The organism is Bariatricus massiliensis (assembly GCF_900086725.1).
GTDB lineage: Bacteria > Bacillota > Clostridia > Lachnospirales > Lachnospiraceae > Allocoprococcus > Allocoprococcus massiliensis.
Window position 1 is genome coordinate 652,549 of sequence record NZ_LT574836.1, and the last position, 22,040, is coordinate 674,588.

Annotated in this window: 25 protein-coding genes; 24 read left to right on the forward strand and 1 reads right to left on the reverse strand. The window is 44.5% G+C overall.

Annotated elements, in window-relative coordinates; translation table 11 throughout:
• The first annotated feature begins 106 nt into the window (after positions 1 to 106).
• The 6 genes from BN6465_RS04645 to rlmH are packed head-to-tail and all read left to right on the forward strand — an operon-like array spanning position 107 to position 4,608.
• Positions 107 to 994 carry a sulfide/dihydroorotate dehydrogenase-like FAD/NAD-binding protein gene (locus tag BN6465_RS04645; RefSeq protein ID WP_066732150.1) on the forward strand — a complete coding sequence of 296 codons (888 nt, stop codon included), beginning with the start codon at positions 107 to 109 and terminating at the stop codon, positions 992 to 994.
• The gene (gene gltA / locus BN6465_RS04650) at positions 994 to 2,379 is read left to right on the forward strand and encodes an NADPH-dependent glutamate synthase (protein WP_066732152.1); all 1,386 of its coding nucleotides are present in this window, start codon (positions 994 to 996) and stop codon (positions 2,377 to 2,379) included. The genes BN6465_RS04645 and gltA overlap by 1 nt, the downstream gene beginning before the upstream one ends.
• A gap of 14 nt (positions 2,380 to 2,393) precedes the next feature.
• Positions 2,394 to 2,987 (forward strand): pyridoxamine 5'-phosphate oxidase family protein, encoded by a 594-nt coding sequence (locus BN6465_RS04655; RefSeq protein ID WP_227183220.1) that lies wholly within the window; start codon positions 2,394 to 2,396, stop codon positions 2,985 to 2,987.
• Between the two features lie 27 nt (positions 2,988 to 3,014).
• Positions 3,015 to 3,431, forward strand: a complete 417-nt coding sequence (locus BN6465_RS04660; RefSeq protein ID WP_066732154.1) for a PH domain-containing protein — start codon at positions 3,015 to 3,017, stop codon at positions 3,429 to 3,431.
• A 32-nt stretch (positions 3,432 to 3,463) separates the two neighbouring features.
• Complete coding sequence (locus BN6465_RS04665) at positions 3,464 to 4,138, forward strand: HAD family hydrolase (RefSeq protein WP_066732156.1); 675 nt, start codon at positions 3,464 to 3,466, stop codon at positions 4,136 to 4,138.
• On the forward strand, positions 4,129 to 4,608 hold the full coding sequence (gene rlmH, locus BN6465_RS04670; protein WP_066732158.1) for a 23S rRNA (pseudouridine(1915)-N(3))-methyltransferase RlmH: 480 nt from the start codon (positions 4,129 to 4,131) through the stop codon (positions 4,606 to 4,608). Before BN6465_RS04665 ends, rlmH begins: the two co-directional genes overlap by 10 nt.
• Before the next feature lie 79 nt (positions 4,609 to 4,687).
• Here the strand turns inward: rlmH and BN6465_RS04675 are convergent, their stop codons facing one another.
• Positions 4,688 to 6,085 carry a tryptophanase gene (locus BN6465_RS04675; protein ID WP_066732160.1) on the reverse strand — a complete coding sequence of 466 codons (1,398 nt, stop codon included), beginning with the start codon at positions 6,083 to 6,085 and terminating at the stop codon, positions 4,688 to 4,690.
• A gap of 293 nt (positions 6,086 to 6,378) precedes the next feature.
• On the opposite strand from BN6465_RS04675, the gene BN6465_RS04680 reads away from it, so the two are divergent.
• The 18 genes from BN6465_RS04680 to BN6465_RS04765 all read left to right on the forward strand — a co-directional run bounded on the left by BN6465_RS04680 (position 6,379) and on the right by BN6465_RS04765 (position 22,040).
• Complete coding sequence (locus BN6465_RS04680; protein WP_066732162.1) at positions 6,379 to 7,323, forward strand: radical SAM protein; 945 nt, start codon at positions 6,379 to 6,381, stop codon at positions 7,321 to 7,323.
• Between the two features lie 35 nt (positions 7,324 to 7,358).
• The gene (gene lgt, locus BN6465_RS04685) at positions 7,359 to 8,123 is read left to right on the forward strand and encodes a prolipoprotein diacylglyceryl transferase (protein ID WP_066732164.1); all 765 of its coding nucleotides are present in this window, start codon (positions 7,359 to 7,361) and stop codon (positions 8,121 to 8,123) included.
• The gene (locus BN6465_RS04690) at positions 8,095 to 8,718 is read left to right on the forward strand and encodes an NUDIX hydrolase N-terminal domain-containing protein (protein ID WP_066732166.1); all 624 of its coding nucleotides are present in this window, start codon (positions 8,095 to 8,097) and stop codon (positions 8,716 to 8,718) included. The genes lgt and BN6465_RS04690 overlap by 29 nt, the downstream gene beginning before the upstream one ends.
• 89 nt (positions 8,719 to 8,807) lie before the next feature.
• Entirely contained in the window at positions 8,808 to 9,503 is a 696-nt protein-coding gene (locus tag BN6465_RS04695) for a transglycosylase domain-containing protein (RefSeq protein WP_066732168.1), read from the forward strand.
• Positions 9,504 to 9,678: 175 nt separating this feature from the next.
• Positions 9,679 to 10,221 carry a DUF6323 family protein gene (locus tag BN6465_RS04700; protein ID WP_066732170.1) on the forward strand — a complete coding sequence of 181 codons (543 nt, stop codon included), beginning with the start codon at positions 9,679 to 9,681 and terminating at the stop codon, positions 10,219 to 10,221.
• Between the two features lie 18 nt (positions 10,222 to 10,239).
• Positions 10,240 to 11,073 carry a DUF6179 domain-containing protein gene (locus tag BN6465_RS04705; RefSeq protein WP_066732172.1) on the forward strand — a complete coding sequence of 278 codons (834 nt, stop codon included), beginning with the start codon at positions 10,240 to 10,242 and terminating at the stop codon, positions 11,071 to 11,073.
• Positions 11,074 to 11,144: 71 nt separating this feature from the next.
• Positions 11,145 to 11,870 (forward strand): LD-carboxypeptidase, encoded by a 726-nt coding sequence (locus tag BN6465_RS21165; RefSeq protein ID WP_066732177.1) that lies wholly within the window; start codon positions 11,145 to 11,147, stop codon positions 11,868 to 11,870.
• The gene (locus tag BN6465_RS04715; protein ID WP_066732178.1) at positions 11,785 to 12,864 is read left to right on the forward strand and encodes a S66 family peptidase; all 1,080 of its coding nucleotides are present in this window, start codon (positions 11,785 to 11,787) and stop codon (positions 12,862 to 12,864) included. The genes BN6465_RS21165 and BN6465_RS04715 overlap by 86 nt, the downstream gene beginning before the upstream one ends.
• Positions 12,857 to 13,591: an SseB family protein gene (locus tag BN6465_RS04720; protein WP_066732179.1), complete on the forward strand. Its 735-nt coding sequence runs from the start codon at positions 12,857 to 12,859 to the stop codon at positions 13,589 to 13,591. Before BN6465_RS04715 ends, BN6465_RS04720 begins: the two co-directional genes overlap by 8 nt.
• A gap of 26 nt (positions 13,592 to 13,617) precedes the next feature.
• Entirely contained in the window at positions 13,618 to 14,325 is a 708-nt protein-coding gene (locus tag BN6465_RS04725) for an exonuclease domain-containing protein (RefSeq protein ID WP_066732181.1), read from the forward strand.
• Complete coding sequence (locus BN6465_RS04730) at positions 14,322 to 14,957, forward strand: DUF1847 domain-containing protein (protein ID WP_066732183.1); 636 nt, start codon at positions 14,322 to 14,324, stop codon at positions 14,955 to 14,957. Before BN6465_RS04725 ends, BN6465_RS04730 begins: the two co-directional genes overlap by 4 nt.
• 29 nt (positions 14,958 to 14,986) lie before the next feature.
• Positions 14,987 to 15,637: a pentapeptide repeat-containing protein gene (locus BN6465_RS04735; protein WP_066732185.1), complete on the forward strand. Its 651-nt coding sequence runs from the start codon at positions 14,987 to 14,989 to the stop codon at positions 15,635 to 15,637.
• Between the two features lie 93 nt (positions 15,638 to 15,730).
• On the forward strand, positions 15,731 to 16,435 hold the full coding sequence (locus BN6465_RS04740; protein ID WP_066732187.1) for a hypothetical protein: 705 nt from the start codon (positions 15,731 to 15,733) through the stop codon (positions 16,433 to 16,435).
• Between the two features lie 16 nt (positions 16,436 to 16,451).
• A complete protein-coding gene (locus BN6465_RS04745) occupies positions 16,452 to 17,018 on the forward strand; it encodes a LemA family protein (protein WP_154670184.1) in 567 nt (188 codons plus the stop codon).
• 89 nt (positions 17,019 to 17,107) lie between these two features.
• Positions 17,108 to 19,075: a DUF2207 domain-containing protein gene (locus BN6465_RS04750; RefSeq protein ID WP_066732189.1), complete on the forward strand. Its 1,968-nt coding sequence runs from the start codon at positions 17,108 to 17,110 to the stop codon at positions 19,073 to 19,075.
• Between the two features lie 45 nt (positions 19,076 to 19,120).
• Positions 19,121 to 20,425 carry a pyrimidine-nucleoside phosphorylase gene (locus BN6465_RS04755; RefSeq protein ID WP_066732190.1) on the forward strand — a complete coding sequence of 435 codons (1,305 nt, stop codon included), beginning with the start codon at positions 19,121 to 19,123 and terminating at the stop codon, positions 20,423 to 20,425.
• Between the two features lie 61 nt (positions 20,426 to 20,486).
• A complete protein-coding gene (yqfC, locus tag BN6465_RS04760) occupies positions 20,487 to 20,774 on the forward strand; it encodes a sporulation protein YqfC (RefSeq protein WP_066732191.1) in 288 nt (95 codons plus the stop codon).
• Between the two features lie 18 nt (positions 20,775 to 20,792).
• Positions 20,793 to 22,040: a sporulation protein YqfD gene (locus BN6465_RS04765; RefSeq protein WP_066732192.1), complete on the forward strand. Its 1,248-nt coding sequence runs from the start codon at positions 20,793 to 20,795 to the stop codon at positions 22,038 to 22,040.

The following is a 22,040-nucleotide window of genomic DNA, read 5'->3' on the forward strand; positions in this document are numbered from 1 at the left end:
ACCTGTTTTTTACGCATTTAATGTCGGTTTTACAACAAGAAATACTTGATATTTGTTTGTTTATAATTTATCATAGAAGGAGCAAAAATGTTTAGGAGGCATAGGAATGTACAAGATAAGAAAAGCTGAAAAACTGGCTGATAAGATTTATCTTATGGACGTAGAAGCGCCGCGAGTGGCTAAGCACTGCGAGCCGGGACAGTTTGTAATTGTAAAAATGGATGACAAAGGGGAGAGGATTCCGCTTACAATCTGTGATTATGACAGAGAAGCGGGAACTATTACGATTGTATTTCAATGTGTAGGTGCGTCCACCGAAAAGATGGCCATGCTGAAAGCTGGGGACAGCTTTAGGGATTTCACAGGCCCGCTTGGATGTCCGTCAGAATTTGTTGAAGAAGATGTGGAAAGCCTGAAAAAGAAAAAAATTCTTTTCGTAGCCGGAGGCGTCGGCGCGGCACCGGTCTATCCACAGGTTAAATGGATGAAGGAACAAGGCATCGATGTTGATGTTATTGTAGGGGCTAAGACAAAAGATATGCTGATTCTGGAGCCGGAGATGGAAGCTGTGGCGGGAAATTATTACCCGTGTACAGATGACGGTACATATGGCCATTCCGGAATGGTTACAACAAAGATTGAAAAGTTGGTTGAAGAAGGCAATAAATATGATGTCTGTGTTGCAATCGGACCTATGATTATGATGAAATTCGTATGTCTGCTCACAAAAAAACTGGAGATTCCTACTGTCGTAAGTATGAACCCAATTATGGTAGACGGTACAGGTATGTGCGGCGCTTGTCGTCTCCACGTTGGCGATGAGATTAAGTTCGCATGTGTAGACGGGCCGGAATTCGATGGACATCTGGTCAACTTTGACGAAGCCATGAAGAGACAGGAAATGTATAGGACAGAAGAAGGCAGGGCAATGTTGAAATTACAGGAAGGTGACACACATCACGGTGGATGCGGTCATTGTGGAGGTGACGAATAATGGCAGACGTATTAAAAAAAGTACCTGTTAGAGAACAGGACCCGAAGGTACGTGCAACGAATTTTGAAGAAGTTTGTTACGGATATAATCAGGAAGAAGCTATGGACGAGGCGACACGCTGCATCAATTGTAAGAATGCACAGTGTGTGAAGGGATGCCCGGTAGGCATTGACATCCCCGCGTTCATCCAGCAGGTAAAAGAAGGGAATATTGAGGAAGCATATAAGATTATTGGACAGTCATCCGCGCTTCCGGCGGTTTGCGGACGTGTGTGCCCGCAGGAATCACAGTGCGAAGGCAAATGTATCCGCGGCATCAAGGGAGAACCGGTCTCCATCGGTAAACTGGAGCGTTTTGTTGCAGATTATGCGCTTGAGAATGATATCAAGCCAGTAGGCGCCGATAAGATGAATGGACATAAAGTCGCTGTTATCGGTTCTGGCCCGGCAGGTCTTACCTGTGCAGGGGATTTGGCAAAACTGGGTTATGAAGTGACTGTATTTGAGGCACTCCATGAGCTGGGCGGTGTATTAGTATACGGTATTCCGGAATTCCGTCTTCCAAAACTCAAAGTTGTCGCAAAAGAAATTGATAAAGTAAAAGAGCTTGGCGTTAAGTTTGAGACCAATGTCGTGATTGGCAAGTCTACAACAATCGACCAGCTGATTGAAGAAGAAGGATTCGAAGCTGTATTTATCGGCTCCGGTGCCGGTCTTCCTAAGTTCATGGGTATTCCGGGAGAAAATGCGAATGGTGTATTTTCCGCCAACGAATACTTGACCCGAAGCAATCTTATGAAGGCGTTTGACGATTCCTATGATACCCCGATAGCGGCAGGTAAGAAGGTAGCCGTAGTAGGCGGCGGAAACGTAGCTATGGATGCTGCCAGAACCGCGCTCCGCCTAGGCGCTGAAGTACATATCGTATACCGCCGAAGCGAAGAAGAACTTCCGGCCCGTGTGGAGGAAGTCCACCACGCAAAGGAAGAGGGCGTTCAGTTCGACCTTCTGACCAACCCGGTAGAGATTTTGGAAGAGAATGGCTGGGTAACCGGCATCAAATGTATCCGTATGGAGCTCGGAGAGCCAGACGCATCAGGTAGAAGACGTCCGGTAGCGATTGAAGGTTCTGAATTTGTAATTGATGTTGACACAGTCATCATGTCACTTGGTACTTCTCCAAACCCGCTTATTTCTTCCACCACAGAGGGATTGGAAGTTAATAAATGGAAATGTATCGTGGCGGACGAAGAACTTGGAAAGACATCCAAAGACGGAGTCTATGCAGGTGGAGACGCTGTGACAGGCGCTGCTACGGTAATTCTTGCCATGGGTGCAGGAAAAGCAGGCGCACAGGGAATTCACGAATATCTGTCCAACAAATAAAAGAAGACAGGGATATGAAAGAAGATAGATACCGGGAGCGGCAGGCAGCCGTTCCCGGTATTTTTGCGCCGCATTGCAGATGGACAAACCGTAAGGCGGATGATATAATTGTTGAAGACGCAAAAGAAAGGAAGAAGGAGAAGATGAGGAGAAAGGACAGGGAAGTTTCAGAAATCTCAGAGATTTTGAAAGTGATTGATGAATGCAAAATATGCCGTGTCGGGTTTTGGGACAGTGAGAATGTCTATATGGTGCCTATGAACTTTGGGTATGAATATAAAGAAGAGTATTTGGTATTCTATTTCCACGGAGCCAAAAGCGGGCGGAAATATGACATTATTGCTGATAATCCGAACGTGGGATTTGAGATGGACTGTGGGCATGATTTAATTGTGGGCGACAGCGCATGTGAGTACAGTTACCGGTTTGCCAGTGTGATAGGGAACGGCAGCGCTGAGGTAGTGTCTGATATAGGCGAGAAAAAGAAGGCTTTGGCGCTTATCATGAAGCAGCAGACCGGAGGGACATTTACTTTTGATGACAAACAGGCTGCTGCGGTGAATGTATGGAAGGTAACAACAAGAGAATTTACCTGTAAAAAGTATTAAACAGGGTGAAATGGGAGGATTTTTATAATGAAATTTCAAGGAAAAACATCAAAATGGTGGTATATAGTTACAGTAGCATTCAATGTGGCTGCAGTGGCTACTTTTTTCTTTACTAACATGAATGGTAATGCGATGATGCTCTATATTCCCCCGTGCATCATAGTAGATTTATATTTAGTTCCTGTAATTTTTAATAACTATGTCACTATCGACAAAAGAGAAATGGTCATACATTTTGGAATATTGAAGAAAACAATTGTGCCGCAGGATATTACAGGGATGATGGAGACAAGGGCTACTTCTTCCTCCTTTAGTGCCTCCTTTGACAGGATTGCCATCGATTCCAAGGGGATTCAGACTATCTACATATCGCTTGAGGATAAAGAGGGATTCTTAAAAGAGGCCAAAAAGGTTAATAAACGAATTAAGTTTTCCATAGGCTAAAGTTTCATAAAAGACAGATAATAGGAGAAAACATGGAGTATAAGTATATTTTTTTCGACTTGGATGGAACATTGACGGAGTCTGGTCCCGGGATTATTAATTCTGTAAGTTATGCGTTGAACAGACTTGGAGTTGAGGTAAAGGATAAAGACGAACTTAAAAAATTTATTGGGCCGCCGCTCTTAGATTCTATGATGCAGTTCTATGGAATGACTGAAGAGGAGGCCGAGCGGGGAATCGCGTATTATCGTGAATATTATACAGAAAAAGGCATTTTTGAAAATACCGTATACGGCGGCATACCGGAAGCGCTTGGAAAGCTCAAGGAGGCGGGGAAGGTGCTGGCAGTGGCCACCTCCAAGCCGGAAGTCTTTGCACGCAGGATTGCAGAACATTTTTCTTTCGACTGCTATTTTGACACTATCTGTGGAGCCGCGCTCGACGGCTCGAGAGTAAATAAAGCGGATGTTATACAGTACACGCTTGAGACGCTTGGCATAGCGGAGTGTGACAGAGGCAAAGTATTGATGGTAGGCGACAGAGAACACGATATTTTAGGCGCCAAGAAAAACGGCGTCGCATCCATGGGAGTCCTTTATGGTTATGGGAATCGTTTGGAGCTGGAGGAGGCGGGAGCCGACTATATTATAGATGTACCGGCGGAACTGCCTGCCAAGATATTGGGAGGCGGAATTCAATGCGGATAACAATCGTTACGGTTGGGAAGATAAAAGAAAAGTATTTGAAGGATGCAATAGCAGAGTATTCGAAGCGCCTGAGTAAATACTGTAAGCTTGAGATTATGGAAGTACCGGATGAGAAGACGCCGGACATGGCCAGCGAAGTCGTGGAGAGGCAGATACGGGACAAAGAGGCCGAGAGAATCGGTAGATATCTGCGGGACGACGCTTATGTCATCGCTCTGGCTATTGACGGGAAGATGCTGGATTCGGAGGAATTGGCATGTAAGATCGACACACTGGGAATTCAAGGGAAGAGCCATATCATCTTTGTGATTGGCGGCTCTATCGGTCTGGGTGATGAAGTACTCCAAAGAGCCGATTATAAGATCAGTTTCTCGAAGATGACCTTTCCCCATCAACTGATGCGCGTGATACTTTTAGAGCAGATTTACCGGAGCTATCGGATTATACAGGGAGAACCATATCACAAGTAAGTAAATTACCGGCAAAAAGACCGGCAGTGAGAAAGAATGCCACTCACTGCCGGTTTTTTATGGAATAGAAACCAATTCTTTATTCTTCAATGGGCTCCAGATGTGCTTGGAAATGCCGGAGTATAGGCGGTTCCCATGTGATGCGGTAACCATGCTTTATCTCGTGGGCACGCTCTTTTATGGCTATCAATGCCTCCGCCATAACGTCAATATGTGCCTGTGTGTACACGCGTCTTGGGATGGCAAGCCTTGTGAACTCAAAATCGGAACGAAGCTGTTCTCCGGTATCTGGGTCATTGCCCAGCATGTAGGAGCCAATATCGCAGGCACGTATCCCTGCCTCTTTGTACAGCTCTATTCCAAGGACCTGTCCCGGAAATTCATAATATGGTATCTGCGGGAACATAGCCGCCGCATCCACGAATACCCCATGGCCTCCCGCGGGCGACTGGTATGCTATCCCTGCATCATCGAGACGTGATGCCAGATATTCCACCTGACCGATACGGTACCTGAGATAATTTTCATCAAGACCTTCATATAATCCTATGGCAAGCGCCTCTAAATCACGTCCGGCCAGACCTCCGTATGTAATAAAGCCTTCATAGCTGATACAGTTCGCCTTGATATTGGAGACGAGCTCTGCATTCTTTTCGGGATCTTTTACACCGATCAATCCACCCATATTGACGATCGTATCTTTTTTTGCGGACATCGTGAACATATCGGCATAGGAGAATGTTTTGCGGACAATCTCTTTGATTGACATATTCTCACAGCCGGCCTCGTCTCTCTTGATAAAGTACGCGTTTTCCGCGTATCTTGCGGCATCAATATCAAGCGGAATCTTGTATTGCCTGCAGATTTCGGAGACCTGCCTCATATTCTCCAGTGATACAGGCTGCCCGCCCGCTGAATTGTTGGTGATAGTCATGACAACGAGACCTACGTTTTCGGCCCCGAACTCCTGAATCAATTCTTTTAATTTTTTTACATCCATATTACCTTTGAACTTACAGCGGCGAGATGGGTCTTTCGCTTCTTCTACAACACAGTCCACGGCTCTGGCGCCGGCCAGCTCTACATGGGCGCGGGTTGTATCAAAAAACATGTTGGAAATGGCATACTGCCCCTTGTGCAGAAAAGCCGGAAACAGTACCTTTTCAGCGGCACGTCCCTGATGAACCGGCTGAATATACTGATATCCGAAAATATCCCTTCCGGCATCCACCAGCTTATAATAACTTTTCGCACCGGCATAAGCTTCATCCCCACGCATCACGCCGGCCCACTGTTCCTGACTCATTGCGTTTGTTCCAGAGTCAGTGAGAAGATCGATATATACATCTTCTCCTTTCAAGTTAAAAAGGTTGTACTTTGCATCTTTGATCTTGGCTTCCCGCTCCTCACGGGTCGTCATTTTGATTGTCTCCACCATTTTGATGCGAAATGGTTCTGGTACATACTTCATAGCCATAACAAATACCTCCAAATTCTTTCTTACCCCGGTTATCTTAAAAGACTAGCGGTCGGTAGTTGTTACCCCGGTCCTCATAAATATGAGTGGCGGACGGCATGTTAAATTTTTGGCAGAATGTACAAAAAACAAGTGTGGGGACGCTGTTAATGTATACACACTGCACTACATCCTGATTCTATCACACTTCATTTATATTTCCAAGTATAAAATTAAAATATTAATTTTTACTTTTCTGTGTTATGATTTATACTGAAAGTAAGAAAATTATAAATCCAGAGGAGGAGAAGATTATGCAATATGAAGGACAAATATGCCGTGCCCCCATGGAGCGGGCGTCGTTTATGCTTCCGGTGATGGTAGGATGCTCCTATAACAGATGTAAATTCTGTAATCTTTTTCGTCATCTGAAGTACCGGATACTGCCTTTAGAACAGATTGAAGACGAGATAAAGCGGGTAAAAAAAGTAGGGGGAAGACCTAAAAAAATTTTTCTTGGGGATGGCAATGCGTTTGGCTTGAAAACGGAGCGGCTGGATGAGATTCTGTCTATGATACAGAATTATTTCCCAGAGTGTCAAACTGTTAATATGGATGCCACCGTGACGAGCATCCTTCAAAAATCAGAGGAAGAGCTTGATAAACTTTACCAAAAAGGTGTGCGGCATTTGTATATTGGAATTGAGAGCGGGCTGGATGACGTGCTTAAGTTTATGAAGAAGGATCACAATGTCAGTCAGGCATATGAGGCGGTCAGGAGAATCAAGGGCGCTGGTATGTCCTTTGACGCCCACATCATGACAGGAGTGGCGGGAAAAGGACGGGGAATTGAGAACGCAGAGGCACTGGCAGAATTTTTTGACAGAACAGAGCCAAGCCATGTGGTCAATTTTTCTATGTTTCTCCATCGGGAAGTCCCGTTGTATTCCGATATTAAGGAGCAGACTTTTACACCGGCTGACGAATTAGAAAATCTCCGGGGGGAGAGAAGGCTTGTGGAAATTTTAGTGGAAAAGCAGGAAAGACAGGATAACGTTATTCTGTATGATGGATTTCACGATTATATAAAGTTCCGGGTCAGAGGAATACTGCCTGCGGACAGAGAGAAGATGCTGGACAAACTAGACAAAGAGATTTTGTATTTCGAGCGGCAGGAGCCGGTATTTTCGTATGTTCAAGGTGAATGTCCGGATTTGGAAAAATGTGACGGTTTAAACAAAGTGTGGGATATGGCCTAAGATACATTTAAAACTTTAGAAAGAGAGCAGACATAATGAAGAATGATTTATTTTCTATCGGAGGATTTACGATACATGGATATGGCTTGATGATTGGGATAGGGATTCTGTGCTGCGTAGCTTTAGGGGTCTATCGCGCAAAAAAAGCGTCCATGAGCGAAGAGGCGGTTGTGGATATCGCTTTAATTGGGATAATCTGTGGGTTTCTGGGAGCGAAACTGTTGTTTGTGGTAGTCGAGTTTCCACAATTTTTGAAAAATCCTCTGGATGTGTTAGGAACTGAGGGATTTGTAGTGTACGGAGGAATTATTGCCGGGGTTATTTCGGCCATAATATACTGCCGCAGGAAGAAGCTGGTGTTCATGGATTATTTTAATCTGGTGGCACCTTGTATTGCTCTGGCACAGGGATTTGGAAGAATTGGATGTTTTTTAGCGGGATGCTGCTATGGGGGCACGACGACTTCCAGCTTAGGCGTGCAGTTTCCGGAGGGAAGTCTGGCGCCTGCAGGGGTAAAACTATGGCCCACGCAGCTTTTTTCTTCGGCCGGCGATTTCTTGATTGTCCTGATACTTCTTGTCTATGACAAAAAGAGGCCGCAATCCGGGAATACGGGCGCACTTTACCTTTTACTCTATGGAGTGGGGAGATTTGCAATAGAATTTCTTAGGGCCGATGAGAGAGGGGCAATTGGGATCTTGTCAACATCTCAAATCATATCTATATTTGTTGTGACGGCAGCAATCTTTTTGCTAGTAAGGAGGAAAAGGGATGAAGATGAAAAGAGAAAAATGGCTTGAGTGGGCAATGGAACTTCAAGGACTGGCGCAGGGAGCGCTGTATTACTGCAAAGATAAATATGACATAGAGCGCTTTGAACGGATTCGGGAGATTTCGGCGGAGATATTAAGTGAATATACAGACCTTTCCGTAGAAAAGGTAACGGAACTTTTCTGCGGCGAAAAGGGATATCAGACTCCGAAGATAGATGTGCGGGCCGCAGTATTCCGGGAGGGCAAAGTATTATTGGTGCAGGAAGAGAACGGACTGTGGTCTATGCCCGGAGGCTGGGCAGATGCGGATTTGTCCGTCAAGGAAAATACAATCAAGGAAGTAAAGGAAGAAGCAGGCCTGGATGTCAGCGCAGGCCGGGTCATCGCGATACAGGACAGGAAGAATCACAATATCCCATTATATGCTTACAATATTTGCAAAATTTTTGTAGAGTGTACGGTTCTGGGCGGACACTTTGTAAAAAATCTGGAGACAGTGGACAGCGGATGGTTTTCGCAAAATGATTTACCGCCTCTTGCTGAAGATAAAATTACGGAAGAACAGATAGAGATGTGCTTTCAGGCCAGCAAGAATCCTCAATGGTGTACCGTATTAGAATAAAGTTTAAGAAATTTCTAAGATTATTCTTAGATTAATCTAAGATAGATTTGTTACAATGAAAGGGAAATGTACGAAAGAGAGGGCCTTGTATGAAGCATATCAAGAGACTGCTTGTGTTGATTTTCCTTTGTATTGTATGTGTGGCTGGGTATTTTACTTACCGGGGATACCAGAGGTACGAAGCTGCAGTGGATGAAATTAGTATAGAAGAGAAAATAGGAGAGATTAAAAGCAATCCATCTTATACGACATATGATGAACTTCCCAAGACATACTTGGAAGCGGTCGTGGCGGTGGAAGATAAGCGGTTCTATAAGCATTGGGGTGTTGATATTATCTCTGTAGGACGGGCAATTAAAAATAACATACAGGCAGGGAAACTGGTTGAAGGCGGCAGTACCATCACACAGCAGCTTGCAAAAAACTTGTATTTTAATCAGGAGCAGAGCATTGAACGTAAAGCCGCCGAGGCTTTTATGGCCTTTTCTTTGGAGAATAAATACAGCAAAAAGGAGATTCTTGAATTCTATGTAAATACGATTTATTTCGGGGATGGTTATTATTGTGTTGCCGATGCAAGCAGAGGATACTTCGGAAAAGAACCGAATCAGATGTCGGATTATGAGAGTACAATGCTTGCGGGAGTACCGAACGCGCCCTCCGCATATGCACCTACAGTGAATCCGGAGCTGGCCAAGGAGCGGCAGGAGAAAGTATTGAGAAGTATGGTCAAGGAAAAATACCTGACACAGGAGCAGGCCAGCCAGATTGTAGAAGGCCAATAAGCTGAGATATCATAGATAGAATATAGAGAGAAAAAGAACATTCCCGCTTCAATCAGAGATGGGAATGTTCTTTTTTCTATGCTTATATATTACCACAAAATGAGCAATTTTTCAAGTCTTGTAAAGGCTGTGGCAGAGACGTATAATGAACCACTAAGACAAAGGAGGCGGTCTCATGGATAGTGAATTATACGGATTTCTGGAAAAAGAAAGAGAAAAAACGGAACTTGCGGTTATTGCGGATTACAATGATAAGACAAGAGAGCGGTTTGCCCTATCGTTATCTGAGGAGGAAGCGAAGCAATTGATCGTGAGTAGGAATGCAAGCCTGAAAAAGTACCATAGGGTGGAGTTCGGGAGGGGAATACTTGATAAGCTGATTTATACGTTCTGTGACTCCCAGTATATTTGCCAAAATAATTATTCAGAAACACTCATTAAACTCCAAGATATTTTTTATGAATATAAAAATGAAGTTCAGGATAAGGTGACGGATGATGAACTGCTTATGTTCATGAAAGAGCAGTTTGAAGGGGTTTGCTATGGAGATGTCGAATATCTGGAAGGGACCTGTCTGAAACGCTTTGCCCAAAATGTACGCATGGGATACCGGGGTTATGAAAAGAGTGGGGGCAAAGCCGAGTACGAGACTTTGAGTGAGGAAAAGCGATGGGATGATGAACTGTATTATAGTGTACTGGAAGAATTGTTCTGGTAGGAGCGGAAGGGAGACAGCATGGAATATCGAATGGAAGAATTATTGCCTGTAGTCGGAAAACTGGTGGAAAAGTTTACTTCAAAAGAGAGTAGTTCGGTGACTTTTGAGACGGCACAGATGCTTATGGAAGGGGTAATCTATTGTATAGAACAGTGCTTCCCGGCATCGGGAACGGCCTTGGAAGCAGCTAAAAAGATGCCCGCAGAGGAAGCTTACCGCATAGGTTATGGACTGGCCGTCGAGAAGGTATATAAAGCAAAGGCGGTGTATGACGGACTGATTGTTGATTTTCAAGATTACGGATGCAGGAATTACCGGGAGACGGTCCGGGAGGGGATGCCCGCGTTTTTTCTCAAGTATGACGCGAAGTTCCAGCCACAAAACCACATTCTCACGTTGGACTATCCTTCCCTTGGTCAACATGAGAATCTGTGCGGCATAAATCTGATTTACGAGTATCTTTGTGATATTGCGCTTGAAAAACGTATCTTAGAGTGCTTTGATCGAGAGGCGGTGCAGATGCTTTTAAAGAGGACCGAGGAGTATCACGATATTCTTTATATGGAAAATCTTTGTTCCCTTGTTCTTTTGCGCGCCGTGGGCTGTATGATTGCAGGGGCGAACGGCGCTGGCTTAGAATTATCATTGAAAGATATTGAGGAAATCAGAGGATTTTTTAAGGGAAATACGAAAGAACAGATTGAGAATAAAGTGGCAGTATATATGAGAATCATAATTGAAAAGGCAAAGCTTGCGCCTCAGGCGTCCCATTTCCAAGGTTTAGTGCATGAATACGCGGTTAGAATCTACAATGCATTGGAAGACGATGGACTGAAGGGGGTATTTTTATAATGACTTCATTTGTAAGGGGTGATATAATGTCCATATGGTGTTGAGGATAGGAGCGTGAAAGGAGAGCGTCTATGAAGAAAAGGGAGCTTCAGATGGCAGGATGTCTGGTTGCGGATACGGTTTCGCAGGCTGCAGGGCTTTATGATGTTAGGGACATGACTGGAACGAAAGAAGAAATCACACAGCGTCTGCAGGATATGGTCAAGCGCAATGGAACAGAGAATACCTATTTTGATTTCTACTATGGCACACTTTCCGGAGAAGAGCAGCAGAAAATCCATTCTTTTTTGAATGCGGAAGAGGTTTCCTTTCTGCAAAAATTGTGTTTGCCCCAGAACCGGGAAGAGGTTTATTTTTCATATGACAGAATGCTGTTTTCTATTGCGCTGAAGCTTTCCTTGAACGGCTGTCTGTTTTCCACATTTTATTTTTCCGCCACGAAGGAGACGGTGTGGTCTAATTATGACTGTAGATTTTTGGTTTTTTCAAGTAAGATGATAAAGCCCCAAAGGTTGAGACGGGGAGACCGGGTGGCAATTGTTTCACTTTCATGGGGCGGCCTCGGTGATTTGGAAACAATACACAAATTTCATATAGCAAAAGAGAGGCTGGAAAAGGACTTTGGGCTGCATGTGACCGTGATGCCTCATGCATTAAAGGGGACTGATTTTGTCGCAGAACATCCGGAGCTGCGGGCAAAGGATCTGATGGATGCCTTTGAGGATAAAACAATTTCAGCCATATTTTGTGCCATTGGCGGGGGGGGGAGTAATTTTGTTTTTTCTGTTTTTTTNTGATTTGGAAACAATACACAAATTTCATATAGCAAAAGAGAGGCTGGAAAAGGACTTTGGGCTGCATGTGACCGTGATGCCTCATGCATTAAAGGGGACTGATTTTGTCGCAGAACATCCGGAGCTGCGGGCAAAGGATCTGATGGATGCCTTTGAGGATAAAACAATTTCAGCCATATTTTGTGCCATTGGCGGGGATGATAGTATTCGTCTTCTTCCTTACATTAACTATGATATTATTAAAAACAATCCTAAAATATTTATGGGATACTCCGACAGTACCATCAATCATTTTATGATGTATAAAGCCGGACTGGTGTCATTTTACGGCCCTTCTATAATGTGTGAATTTGGTGAATACGTGAAAATGTTTGATTACACAAAAAAGGCTGTGGAGGACGTGCTCTTTCACGATACAGCCGGCTATCGTATACAGTCTAGCGAAGAGTGGTCCAGCGATTATATCTATTGGAAAGAGGAAAATCAACACATTCAGCCGACACTTCTCAGGGAAGAACATGGCTACGAAGTGCTTCAGGGCAACGGCTGTGTGAGAGGACATTTGTTAGGCGGCTGCATTGATGTTTTTATGATGGCAAACGGTACGGAGATTTGGCCGGGGCTTGAAAAATGGGAAAATGCTATTTTGTTTTTTGAGACAAGTGAGGACAAGCCGTCGCCGGAATTTATCATTTATTCCCTGCGCAATCTAGCAGCACAGGGGATTCTCAAACTTCTCAAGGGGATTGTAGTTGGGAAACCACAGGGAGAAGTTCATTATGAAAGCTATAAAGAAGCCATATTGCAGGTTGTTGCAAAGGAAGAGCACTTAGTCAGGCTTCCGATATTCTACAACGTGAATTTTGGACATGCGAAGCCTATCGGCATATTGCCCTATGGCATAGAAGCGGAATTGAACTGTGTTGAAAAAAGTATAACCCTGTTGGAAAGTGCAACGGTATCATTTATAGATAAGGAGAGACAAAAATATGACTAGAGACAGTGTGTTACAGTCACTGCAAAGCTCGGCGGAGGTATATGTCATCATATCGGGCTGTACCCATATGCCTTTTGTCCTATGTGACGAAGTCACGTACGATGACCAAATTTTACTGTACCATAAGGTAGAGGAGGCTAAGAGAGCCGCTAAATTGCTTCAGGAGGAGAAGAATCCTATTCAGATCGCGAAACTGTTAAAGCCACAGTACTTGGGATTTTATTCAACGCTGTATACGATGGGCGTGAACTGTGTATATGTGGACAAGGGGACGGACGCGGAGATACAGATACAGCTTGCGGATATCGTGACAAGGCGAGAGATGGAGAAGGCTCCGCAGGGCGCCGTGAGGGTAGAGAATCCTGAGCTTCATCTGACTGCTATTTATTTTATGCAGAAGATTGGCACCGGGGCGAAAGAGGAGGACTCAGAAGAGCTGGCCGAACTTCGTGAGGAGATGATGACGCATTTTAGGGAAGGACGTTATATCGTTGCGGTTCAGGAAGGACAAGGCGTTCCGGTACTAAAGCAAAAAAACGGTGACACTTACCAGCCGCTGTTTACCGATTTGGCGGAATTCATTAAATTCAAACAAAAGAATGAGTTCAAAACGGCGGTGGTAGATTTTGAGGCTATCCCAAAGATATTGGCGCCGGAAGCCCTTGGCGTTGTAGTAAATCCATTTGGTGTAAACTTACAGCTTCAGATAAAAAGGGAATCCGCTTAGCGGGAGTTGGATTGGAGAAAAACGAGATGCTTAAATCTTACATAGCTTTTGATGTTGAGACTACGGGCCTTAGCCCCGCTGAAAACGAGATCATTGAAATCGGCGCGCTGAAAGTCCGGGATGGCAGGGTGACAGAGCGGTTTATGGAATTTATTAAACCGAAAAGCCCTATCCCTCCAGCCATCACTAACCTGACAGGTATTTGCGATGAGTCTGTGGCGTCGGCAGGGAATATAGAGCAGGTACTTCCTGAATTTTTGGAATTTTGCCAAGATGATGTACTGATAGGACATAATATTTTATTCGATTATAGCTTTGTGAAAGTAAGTGCACAGACATTAGGGAAACCGTTTGATAAGCAAGGCATTGATACACTGAAGATTGCTAAAGTCATTCATAAAGATTTGCCGTCCAGAAGTCTGGGGGATCTATGTGACCACTATCAAATTACCAATTCAGCTGCGCACAGAGCTTACCATGACGCTTTGGCTACGGCGAAGCTATATCAGACGATGGCGCACTATTATGAAGAGCAGATGCCAGAGGTCTTTTTGCCTACAGCGCTTATATGCAGGATTCCAAAGAGTGCGCCTGCCACACCGAAACAGCTTGCTTTGCTTGAGCGGCTGTACAGACAAAGAGGGCTGACTCCAAGCTGGAGTAAGGCCAGTTTAACGAAATCGGCAGCTTCTCAGATGATTGACGCGCTGCTGTCAGGAGGAAATAGTATATGAGTGATAACTTAACAAGGAGCTGCATTGACTGCGCCGTTACAAACTGTGACAAACAGGATAAAACGTATCCTGCGTTTTGTCTGACGACAAATAATAAAAATGAAAAAGTCCTGCAGGAAGCATTGGAGCTTTATAAGGAAGAAGAAAATCATGAAGTCATGATAAATGCGGCCGATGTGGAAGCGGAATTTTATGGAATGATGACCAGAGTGGAAGAAATAGTAGAATTTTCGAAACGGATGGGATTTAAAAAATTGGGAATCGCCACGTGTGTGGGATTGATCAATGAAAGTAGAATATTGGCTAAGATTCTGAGAAAAAATGGGTTTGAAGTGTTCGGAGCCGCATGTAAAGCCGGAGCTGTGGAGAAGACGGCTGTCGGCATAAAAGAATCTTGTGAAAAAGTGGGAAAGAATATGTGTAACCCCATATATCAGGCCAAACGCCTCAATGCAGAGAACACGGAGTTCAATATTGTCATGGGATTATGTGTAGGCCATGACAGCCTGTTCTATAAGCATTCGGATGCACTTGTCACAACACTCGTGACAAAAGACAGGGTATTAGGACATAATCCTGCCGCAGCTTTGTATACGGCAAATTCTTACTATCGAAAGCTGTTGGAGGAATAATATCAAACAAACAGAGAGGAACTATTCATATGGGACTTTTGAAACCGGTCATACAGGAAGATTTGGAGCTAGTTGAAAAGGCTGTGGATGCGCTTTTTCTGGCGAAGGAATGTGAGGAACGTGTGCAGGGAATTGTGTTCCAAAATATAAATATTGAATCAGAGGACTTATCGCGTCTTATAGTTTCAGGCACTAAATTTTTGAATTGCCGATTTTGGAACTGTTCGTTCGAACGGGCAGAATTTACCGATATTGTCTTTCAGTCCTGTGACCTTTCCGGCTCTAATTTTCACAGCGGTTATTTCAGCCGCGTTATATTTGATTCTTGTAAGGCGGTGGGAACGAAATTTACCGAGACACGGATGCAGCAGATAACAATTGACAATTGCAGTATGAATTATGCTAATTTTGATAATTCTGTATTAAAGGGGCTGGCATTTGAAAACACGGAATTGAACAGCAGCAATATATCGCAGTGCCATTGCAAGGACATTGTGTGGAAGAATACCGGCCTGATCAATGCCAGTTTTTTCAAGACATCTCTATATGGCATGGACCTTACAGACTGTACAATAAATGGACTGGTGCTTTCGGATGATAGTTCTGAGCTGCGGGGAGCGGTTGTTGATATTTATCAGGCCGCGGAGCTGGCAAAACGTCTTGGAATTACGATAAAATAAAATTTCAATGAATTCGCGGGCCGGATTCTTGCGCATTGTCCGAATATGGGATAGAATAAAAGAACGATACACTTAAAGAAGGAGATAGAGAATATGCTTGAAATTATATGTGTAATCTGGCTGTGGAAGGTGAATGGCAGAAATGCTCTTGCCAGAGGACAAAAGCCAACAAAATACCATGTTCTAACTTTAGTGTTGTGGTTTGGCCTTGAATCTCTGGGAACCATATCCGGCATGCTTTTTTTCGGCGGAACAGATTCGGATAAATCTTTTATGTTTGCATATATCTGCGGTATTATCGGTGCGGCGGCAGGAGGTTTTTTATCTTACCGGCTCGCGCTCAATGCACCGCAGGGAGACTATAGACCGGAGGGACAGAATCCATACGGGCAGGGTTTTGGCGGTCAAAGCCCATACGGACAGAAACCTTATAATCCTTATGCCGGCCAGTGGAATCAGCAGGGTGCTCCGGGAAATGTGAATCCATGGCAGGAACAGAATCAGGATATGCTGACTGCCCCGGCTACGGTCCGAATCCTTACGGAGCCGTCTTTCCGTCAGGATGAGCCAGTTGATTTTTATTTGAACGGAAGATGGGTGTGCAGACTGAACAGCGGCTGCGAGTATACGTTCCTGACATCCAGCAGGCGCAACATAGTCACTGTAGGAAACCCTGTGGAGATGGGGGACAATAATGTCAAATTTATAGCGGCGGCCGGTGGATATACCGAAATCCATACACAGGATGGCCGGATGCTTCCGGAACGTTTTAAAAACTTCACTTCAAAACCATCATAAAGGAGGGACAGATATCATGAAGGGGTTAATCATAGTTGTGGCTGCTGTTGTCGTAATCATTGTAGCGTTTTTGATTTGGCTGGCGGCGTCTTATAATGGATTCGTCAAGCTTCGCAACAAGACGGAGGAGGCATTTTCCGCAATGGATGTGTCTTTAAAGAAAAGGTATGATTTAATACCGAATTTTGTGGAAACGGTCAAGGGATATGCTTCCCATGAAAAGGAGACGCTTCAGAAGGTTATCCAAGCGAGAAATATGGCTATGACGGCCACGACGCCGGAGGATAGAATCGCGGGGGATAATGTGCTCACGGGTACACTACGTTCACTGTTTGCTGTTTCTGAGAATTATCCGGATTTAAAGGCGAATGCTAATTTTATGGATCTTCAGAATCAGCTGTCTAGGATAGAAGAGGAAATCGCCGGCTCAAGAAGGTACTATAACGGTGTGGTGAACAGATATAATACAAAGACAGAGATGTTTCCAGGAAATATTCTTGCAAGTATCTTTGGATTCAAGCGGAAACCGCTCTATGAAGTACAGGACAGTAAGGAACGTGAAAATATAAAGGTTTCTTTCTAATCGGGCATTTCTTAATACAACGTCCCCGGCTTTTTAGCCGGGGCATTTTATCATAGACGGAATCTTCATTCACAGGGGGACATATCAATATGAGAAAAGCGAATCAGAGAATCTCAGGAATCATCGTTTGGATTATAATAGTTGGAATCGTAGGGAATATCGGATTATTCAGCAGTCTTTTCCAATCAAACTCATCGGCATCTCAATCGGTAACGGAAGACACCTATATGGTTACCGAGGGGTATCATACGGCACTGGAAGTACACGAAGATAATTCTTATACAGTGTCAGAGAATATCAATGTATATTTCAAGAATTCCCGCCACGGAATTTACCGCTATATTCCATATAAAGGTATCATAACAGAGGCACAGACGGACGGGGATCTGCTGGATATTCCATACTATGGTGAATTCAGTCATATCAAATCGTCAGAAACTTTGGACGTGACAACAGAGAATGGAAATAAGGTCTTCCGTTTTGGGGACGAAGACACCATGGTGCGTGAGCAGAAGAGTTACAGCTTTACCTACAAAATCACGCCAGTAACGAGCAAGGGATATGAGAACGCTTACTATAACGTGTTTCCTACAGGATGGCGCAATTCAATCCCGGCGGGCAGCAGCTTTACAATAAATTTTCCGGCAGATTTCGATCATGACGCCCTGAGGCTTTACTGGGGGAGTTATGGAGAGCAGAAAGATGCGTCTGATATTACGAAACTTACTTGGTCGGGCAATACATTGACCGGCGTCCTGCAGGAAGAACTTCCCGTGGGGGCCGGCATGACGTTCTATGCGCCGATGGAGAATGGATATTTTAAAGATGTACACACCTCATGGAGTTTGAATATGCCCTTTATGATAGTGACGGCTGCAATTACAGCAGTGCTTTTGCTCCTATTCTTTTTGTTTGGCAGAGATACTCCGATTATACCGTCAGTCCAGTTCCAGCCGCCGGCAGGGCTTGACAGTGCGGCCGTTGGCTACATTATAGATGGCAGTGTTTCAGATGAGGATATTACTTCATTGTTCGTCTTTTGGGCCGACAGAGGTTTCATTAAGATTCGTGAGACAAAAAATAAAACGTTAGCCTTCAGAAAGATGAGGGAGCTGCCCCCGGACGCTCCGGAATATGCAAAGTTATTGTTCAATAAGGTGTTTGGAAACGGGGATGCCGGGGCAGGGGAGGAAGTTTTAGTATCCAGCCTGAAATATAAGCTTTCATCTACATTTACGAGTTCGAAAGCTCTCCTGCGGAAAAATTTCAAGAATTTGTACACATCATCTTCTAAAACGGCCAGATGGGCATCAACAATTTTGTCCATAGTGCCAATGTTTTATTTTGTAATTCTTATGTACACACATACCTTTGCCAATGTGCTCGTTGTTATTTTGGCCGTTGCCTACACTATTGGTATCATCTTGTTTAATATGACAGTTAATTTTTGGTATTCAAGAGCAAGAAAAAGCAGAATGCTCTTGGGGAGCGCGGCAGCCGCACTGTGTATTGCTCCGGCGTTCGTGCTGTTCTTCGTCCATGGTATCAGTATGCTCAGGGGGAATATGCTAAATCTGTTTCCGGCCATGCTAAGCCTGATGATTGCGTCCCCATTATGCATGGTACTCACTGGCTTTATGAAAAAGCGTACCGAGCAGTGTGTAGAATGGATGGGATATTTGGCAGGACTCAGAGACTTTATTGAGACGGCAGAGCTGGAGAGAATGCAGGCTATCGCGCAGGAAAGCCCTCAGCTTTTCTACCATATCCTTCCGTTTGCCTATGTCTTTGGCCTTTCAGATATACTTATGGATAAGATGAAGGAGCTGAGTCTTCCGTCGCCAGAATGGTATGAGACAAGAAGCGGGAATCCATATTTTGATTACTATATGATGCATTATTTATTCCACACAAATATGCGGCAGGTAGCTGCCACGCTCTCTACGCCCAAACCTACCCAAACATCCTCCGGCAGCGGCGGCTTTACAGGAGGCGGATTTTCCGGTGGCGGTTTCTCGGGGGGTGGTTTCGGCGGAGGCGGAGGCGGAAGCTGGTAGTCTGCTGTTTGAAGAGTCCTATTGCAGTTACAGGAGGAAATTAGTATGTCTATGTATGATTTGATTGTAAAGAAAAAAAGAGGGGAGACCCTGACAAAAGATGAAATAAATGAGATGATTGCCGGATATGTGGGTGGTTCTGTACCCGATTATCAGATGTCGGCCATGATGATGGCAATCTGCTTTCAGGGGATGACCGAGGAGGAGACGGTGAATCTTACACTGGCCATGGCAGAAAGTGGTGAGAGGCTTGACTTGTCTGCCATCAAAGGTATTAAAGTAGATAAACACAGTACCGGAGGGGTGGGCGACAAAACGTCTCTGGTATTGGCGCCTTTAGTGGCATCGGTTGGGGTGCCGGTGGCGAAAATGTCGGGGCGCGGATTAGGACACACCGGAGGTACGATTGATAAACTGGAGAGTTTCAGCGGGTTCCGCACATCACTTTCGGAGGAGGAATTTATAAATAATGTGAACCGGATTCATATTGCGGTGGCCGGACAGACTGCCAATTTGGCGCCGGCGGACAAAAAGCTCTATGCACTTCGGGATGTGACGGGAACGGTAGATCAGATGTCTTTAATAGCAAGCAGTATCATGAGCAAGAAACTGGCCTCAGGAGCGGATGCCATTGTACTTGACGTTAAGACAGGAGATGGCGCGTTCATGAAGTCTCAGGAAGACTCGGAAGCGTTGGCCCGGGAAATGCTCAGTATCGGACAGCTCGCGGGCAGACAGATGGCGGCAGTCATCTCCGATATGGATCAGCCATTGGGATATGCCGTGGGCAATGCGCTTGAAATCAAGGAGGCTGTCGATACATTGAAGGGGAAGGGGCCAAAAGATCTGGAAGAACTTGTGCTGACCCTCGGGGCTTTGATGACTGTAATGGCAGGGGAGGCAAAGGATGAGGATGAGGCCCGTCTACTGTTGAAAAATAATCTTTATAATGGCAAGGCATATGACACTTTTCTTACATTTATTGAGGCGCAGGGGGGCGATATCCGTCAGGCGGAAGATACAAGCCTGCTCCCGGAAGCTTCCATCACTGCCGAGGTGCCTTCTGAATACAGTGGTTATATCGCTGACATTGCCACTGAGGAAATCGGAAAAATAAGCCTGCTTCTCGGCGGGGGGAGAGAGACGAAGGAGAGTAAGATTGATCTGGCGGTCGGAGTAGCGCTGAAAAAGAAAAAGGGCGACGCTGTCAGGAAAGGGGAGACGTTGGCCGTGATACATGCCAATCATCCGGAGAAAGTTGCGGCTGCCAGAAAGAGACTTGCAGCCGCCTACACAATTTCAAAAGAGCCGGCAGAGAAACCAAAGCTTATTAAAAAGATTATGAAATAGGACGTTCATAAAATATGCTTTTTACACATATATTTACAACAAAACGATATGTGGCAAGAGCATGAAACGTGAATCCAGTCAGGAAAACGGGACGCTTAAGAACCGCATGGCAGAAGCTGCAAATATGCCAAAGGATGTGGTGCTTGGCGTCCCGATTGTAACCTTAACAGGTCAGATAGAAGTCGATGTAGAAAATTACAGGGGAATTATAGAGTATACGGATGTTCTTATCCGCATTAAAACAAAGAACGGGCAGATAAAGATTACAGGAAAGAATTTACAGATTGCATATTATACCAACGACGAAATGAAAATAACGGGACGTGTGGAGGCGGTAGAATATCTATAGCGGAAAGGGTGTAAAACCATGCTGATTGCAATCTTACAATATTTATCCGGATATCTTATTATCCGGATTGAAGGGTATTCCCCTGAGCGTTTTCTCAATATGTGCAGCCATCACGGGATTTATCTGTGGAACTTAAAGCCTTGCGGACACGCCTATGAGATGAACATCAGTGTGAAGGGGTTCCGCAGGCTTAAGCCGATTATACGGAAGACCGGAACGAAAATAATTATCAGGGAACGCAGGGGCTTTCCTTTTTTTTTACACAAATACAGAAAGCGGAAAATCTTTTTTGGAGGCATCTTCTTCTGCATCATCAGTATCTATATTCTTTCAATGTTTGTCTGGAACATTCACATTGAAGGAAACCAGAGGAGAACGGATGAAGTCATTCTTGAATTTCTTGAAAAAAAAGGGGTCACTCACGGCATGTTCCGCTCTTCCGTTGACTGCAGCAGGATTGTCAAAGATATAAGAAAAGAATACAATGATATTATTTGGGTGTCTGCCTATATGGAAGGCACTCGACTGATGATACAGGTAAAGGAGAATCAGGATACGATTGAAACGAAGGAAAAATTGAATCCTCCGGTGGATATTGTGGCTGATAAAGATGGTATTGTCAAAAGCATTATTACTCGGAAAGGTGTACCTATGGTGCACGAGGGAGATGAGGTAAAAAAAGGAGATGTGCTTGTCTCTGGAACAGTGGAAGTTCTGAATGACGCTAAGGAAGTAATCGATTATCAATATCATGAATCCGACGCAGATATTCAAGTTCAGACGGTCATGGAATATGAAGATTCAATGCCGATTACATATGAAGAGAAAAAAATGACCGGTAGAAAGAGATATGCTGTATGGTTTAGGGCAGGTGGGAGAAACTTTACATTAGGAGTGCTTAACAATTCATTTTCACATGCGGTCACTGAGACTTGGGATGAGCAGTGGAAACTGGGAGAACACTTTTGGATGCCATTTTCCGGAGGACTTATCAGGGTACAGGAATATGAACCTCAGAAGAAAAAGCGGGGAGAAAAGGAATATCAACAGCTTCTCACAGCAGATTTTCAGAAATTTTGCCATAATTTAGAGAAAAAAGGGGTTCAAATTTTGGAGAATGATGTTAAAATATACAAGGAGACGGATACGGCGGCCGCAAAAGGGAATCTGACGCTTCTTGCGCCTGCGGGAGAAAAGCAGGCCGGTCAGGAAAAAGAAGTTCCTCAGGCGGACACTGGAGAATCCGGACAGCAGGAAGGAAATTAA